Genomic DNA, 4,753 nt, shown 5'->3' with positions numbered 1-4,753 from the left:
GGGGTTGATGGCGCAGGAGTACTCGGTCCGGGTCACCGACCCGCCCCCGGAGGTCAAGGGGTTCATGGGCACCGGCAACTCCTACAGCGTGTTGTCCGGCCGGGTCTCCTACACCCTGGGCCTGGAGGGGCCGTCGATGACCGTGGACACCGCGTGTTCCTCCTCGCTTGTGGCGATGCACCTCGCCGGGCGGTCGCTGCGCAACGGGGAGTGCGATCTCGCGTTGGCCGGTGGGGTCACCGTGATGGCCACGCCCGCGTTGTACGAGGACCTCACCCAGCAGGGCAACCTGGCCGCCGACGGCCGGTGCAAGGCGTTCAGTGATGACGCCGACGGCGCGGGCTTCGGCGAGGGTATCGGTGTGCTGCTGTTGGAGCGGCTGTCCGACGCCCAGCGCAACGGGCACCCGGTCCTGGCCATTCTCGCCGGCTCCGCGGTGAACTCCGACGGCGCGTCGAACGGTCTCACCGCCCCCAACGGCCCTTCGCAGGAGCGCGTGATCCGGGCGGCGCTGGCGAGTGCCGGTCTGTCCACTTCGGATGTGGATGTCGTCGAGGCGCATGGCACGGGGACCGCGTTGGGTGATCCGATCGAGGCGCAGGCGATTCTGGCCACCTATGGTCAGGATCGGGAGCGTCCGCTGCGGTTGGGCACCGTCAAGTCGAACATCGGTCACACCCAGGCCGCCGCCGGTGTCGCCGGCGTGATCAAGATGGTGGAGGCCCTGCGGCGCGGTGTGTTGCCCAAGACACTGCACGCCACGGTGCCGTCGTCCAAGGTGGACTGGTCGACCGGCTCGGTCGAGTTGCTGACCGAGAACACGGACTGGCCGGAGGTCGACCGGCCGCGTCGGGCCGGGGTGTCGTCGTTCGGTCTCAGCGGGACCAACGCACACGTGATCCTGGAGCAGGCGCCGCCGGTGGAGGAGCGGGCGCTGCCGGCGGCGACCGGTCTGGTGCCGTGGGTGTTGTCCGGTCACGGCACCACCGCGGTCCGTGCGCGGGCGCGCGCCCTGCTGTCCACTGTGGAAGACATGGTGGACGTGGACGTGGCCAGCGTCGGCCACGCACTGGCCACGACCAGGACCGGTTTCGCGCACCGTGCGGTGGTGACCGGGACTTCCCCGGCCGAGTTCGTCGCCGGCCTGTCCGCGATCTGTGCCGACGACGTGGCGGAGAACGTGGTGTGGGGGCGGTCCGGTCCGAGGAAGGTGGTCTTCGTCTTTCCCGGGCAGGGCTCCCAGTGGGCCGGCATGGGACGTGCGCTGCTCGAGTCCTCACCGGTGTTCGCCGCCGAGGTGGACCGGTGTGACGTCGTACTGCGGGAGCTGACCGGCTGGTCGGTGCTGGACGTCCTGCGGGAGGACCCCGACGCCCCCGAGCTGTCGCGGGTCGACGTGCTGCAGCCGGTGTTGTTCACCATGATGGTGTCGCTGGCCGCCCTGTGGCGCTCCTACGGTGTGCTGCCGGCCGCGGTGATCGGGCACTCACAGGGCGAGATCGCCGCCGCCCACGTCGCCGGCGCGTTGTCGCTCGCGGACGCGGCCAGGATCGTCGCGATCCGGTCCCGGTTGCTGTACCAGGGCATCACCGCGACGGACGGCGGCATGCTGTCCATCGTGGACGATGTGGCGTCGGTTCGACGGCGGATCGCCGGCATCGACGGGGTGAGCATCGCCGCGGTCAACGGCCCGAGGTCGGTGGCCGTCGCGGGCAGCATGACCGCGCTGCGCCAACTGGAGCGGGAGTTGGCGCGGGCCGGGGTGATGCGCTGGCAGGTTCCCGGCGCGAACTTCGTCGCCCACTCGGCGGCCGTCGACGTGATCCGGCAACCGCTGGTGGACGAGCTGGCCGGCCTGGCGCCGACCGCCGCGCGCCTGCCGCTGTACTCGACGGTCACCGGCGAGGACATCGACACCGAGCAGCTCGACGCGGACTACTGGTTCAGCAACGTGCGGGAGCCGGTCGAGTTCGAGCGGGCGACCAGGGCACTCCTCGACGCGGGACACGACGTGTTCATCGAGATCAGCCCACACCCGATCCTGACCATCGGCGTCGAGGAGACCATCACCGACGCCGACGCGCGCGCCGTGGTGCTCGGCACCCTCCACCGGGACGCGGGCGGGCCCGACCGGATGACCCGGTCGCTGGCCGAGGCCGTCGCCAACGGGGTCGCGGTGGACTGGAACGCCGTGATCCCCGGCCGCCAGGGCGTCCACGTCGACCTGCCGACGTATCCGTTCGAGCGGGAGCGGTTCTGGCTGGACGCGTCACCGGTGCGTGACGTGGGGTCGGCGGGCCTTGGTGAGGTGGGGCATCCGTTGCTGGGCGCGGTGGTGGCGGTGCCGGGTTCGGGGGATGTTGTGCTGAGCGGGCGGGTGTCGTTGCGGTCGCACAGCTGGTTGGCCGACCACGCGGTGGACGGTGTGGTGTTGTTCCCCGGCACGGGGTTCCTGGAGTTGGCGTTGTGCGCGGCTGAGCATGTCGGCTGTGTGCAGGTCGAGGAGCTCGTGGTGGGGGCGCCGTTGGTTGTCCCTGAGCGTGGTGCGGTGGACCTTCTGGTCGTGGTGGGTGGCGCTGACGAGTCGGAGGGCCGGTCGGTCGGCGTCTTCGCGCGGACCGCTGACGAGTCGGACGGGGAGTGGGTGCGGCACGCCTTCGGGCGGTTGTCGATGGTTCCGGTCGGCGCCGCGGCCGGGTCGATGGAGTGGCCGCCCGCCGGTGCGCGGGTGCTGGAGGTCGCCGGGTTCTACGAGGGGATGGCCGCGGGCGGGTTCGCCTATGGGCCGGCGTTCCAGGGACTGACCCGGGCATGGCGGGATGGTGACGACGGGTGTGCCGAGGTGGTGTTGCCGCAGGCGTTGCGGGCGGACGCCGGGCGGTTCGCGGTGCATCCGGCGTTGTTGGACGCGTCGCTGCATGTGTTGGGGCTGCTGCGGTTCTCCGGGATGACCGAGGGGATGTTGCCGTTCACGTTCTCGGGTGTTTGTGTGCATGCCGTTGGGGCGTCGGCGGTCCGGGTGCGGATGGCGCTGGTGGGTAGCGGTGAGGTGTCGATCGAGCTGGTGGACGGCGCCGGTGAGCCGGTGGTGTCGGTTCGCTCGTTGCTGCTGCGGCCTCGGGGCGCGGTGGCTGGCGCGGATCGGGTGGTGCCGGACCTGTATCGGGTCGACTGGCAGCCGATCACGCCTTCGGCCGAACCGGCTGTGCGGTTCGCGGTGTTGGACGGTATGGATCTGGGCGCGGTGATCGAGACCGGTACCCCGGTGCCGGAGGTGGTGGTGGCGTCATGTTCCGGCGTCTACGAGATCCTGGAGTTGACGCAGGCCTGGTTGGCCGACGATCGGTTTGTCGGGTCTCGGTTGGCGGTGCTGAGTCGGGGCGCGGTGGCGACGACCCCCGATGAGTTCGTGACCGATCCGGTCGGCGCGTCGGTGTGGGGTTTGGTGCGCGCGGCGGAGGCGGAGAACCCCGGTCGGTTCGTGTTGGTTGACCACGTGGGTGACCGGCTGAGCGCCGGTGAGCTGGCCTCGGCACTGGGTTCGGGGGCCACTCAGGTCGCGGTGCGCGACGGGATCGCCCGGGCGCCGAGATTGGGTCGGGTCTCGGCGGGTGACCCGGTACCGGTTGTGTGGGGTTCCGGTCGGGTGTTGGTCACCGGTGGGACCGGGACCCTTGGCCGGTTGGTTGCCCGGCATCTGGTGGTTGAGCACGGCGTTCGTGAACTGTTGCTGGTGAGCCGTCGCGGTGCGGACGAGGCGCTGCGGGATGAGCTGGCCGGGTTGGGCGCGGAGGTCGTGTTCGCGGCCGTTGACGCGGCCGATCGCGAGGCGCTGGCCGGTGTGCTGGCCAAATTTCCGGTGTCGGCGGTCGTGCACTGCGCCGGCGTGTTGGATGACGGCCTGCTGACTACCTTGACACCGGAACGGTTCACCGGAGTGCTGGCCGCCAAGATGACGGCGGCGGAGAACCTGTACGAACTGACCCGGGACAGTGACCTGAGCGCGTTTGTGACGTTCTCGTCCGGTGCGGCCACGGTGGGTGGCGCTGGGCAGGCGAACTACGCGACGGCGAACGCCTTCCTGGACGGGTTCGCGTCCTGGCTGCGTGGGCGCGGTGTCCGGGCGACCTCGTTGGCGTGGGGCATGTGGGACGAACGCAGTCAGCTGACCCGTCATCTGACGGACGCGGATGTCGAGCGGCTGAAGCGCGGCGGCGTCGCGCCGTTGTCGAGTGTGGACGGGTTGTCGTTGTTCGACACCGCGCTGGGTGTCGACGAGCCGGTGCTGTTGCCGATCCGTCTGGAACTGTCGGATTTGGACACCGACACCACGCCGGCGATCCTGCACAACCTCGTCCGTCCGGCCCGGCGTCGAGCCGCCGACGCCGAAACCACTACCACGAGCACCTTCCGGGACCGCCTCACCGCCCTGAACGTGACCGAACAACACAACGCGCTCCGCCAACTGGTCGTCACGCACACCGCGGCGGTCGTCGGCTTCGTCGACGCTGACGCGGTCGAGGAGACCAGGTCGTTCCGTGACTTCGGACTGGACTCACTGACGGGAGTGGAACTGCGTAACCGGCTCGCCGCCGTCGTGGGCGAGCGGCTGCCGGCGACACTCGTGTTCGACTACCCGACGCCGATCGACGTCGCCCGGCACCTCGGCTCGCTGCTGATCGGACAGACCACTCAGGACACCTCGCCCGCGGTGGTGGTGTCGGTTGATGAGCCGGTTGCGGTGGTGGGGATG

At 70.3% G+C, this 4,753-nt stretch carries 1 protein-coding gene; it reads left to right on the top strand.

Annotated elements, in window-relative coordinates:
* The coding region (locus ACYVIP_RS45000; RefSeq protein WP_460407420.1) for a type I polyketide synthase at nucleotides 1–4,753 on the top strand (4,753 nt) is incomplete at both ends.

It is taken from the genome of Actinophytocola sediminis (assembly GCF_054779715.1).
Note: the sequence above shows the minus strand (reverse complement) of the source record. Positions and strands in the feature narration are given on the sequence as shown.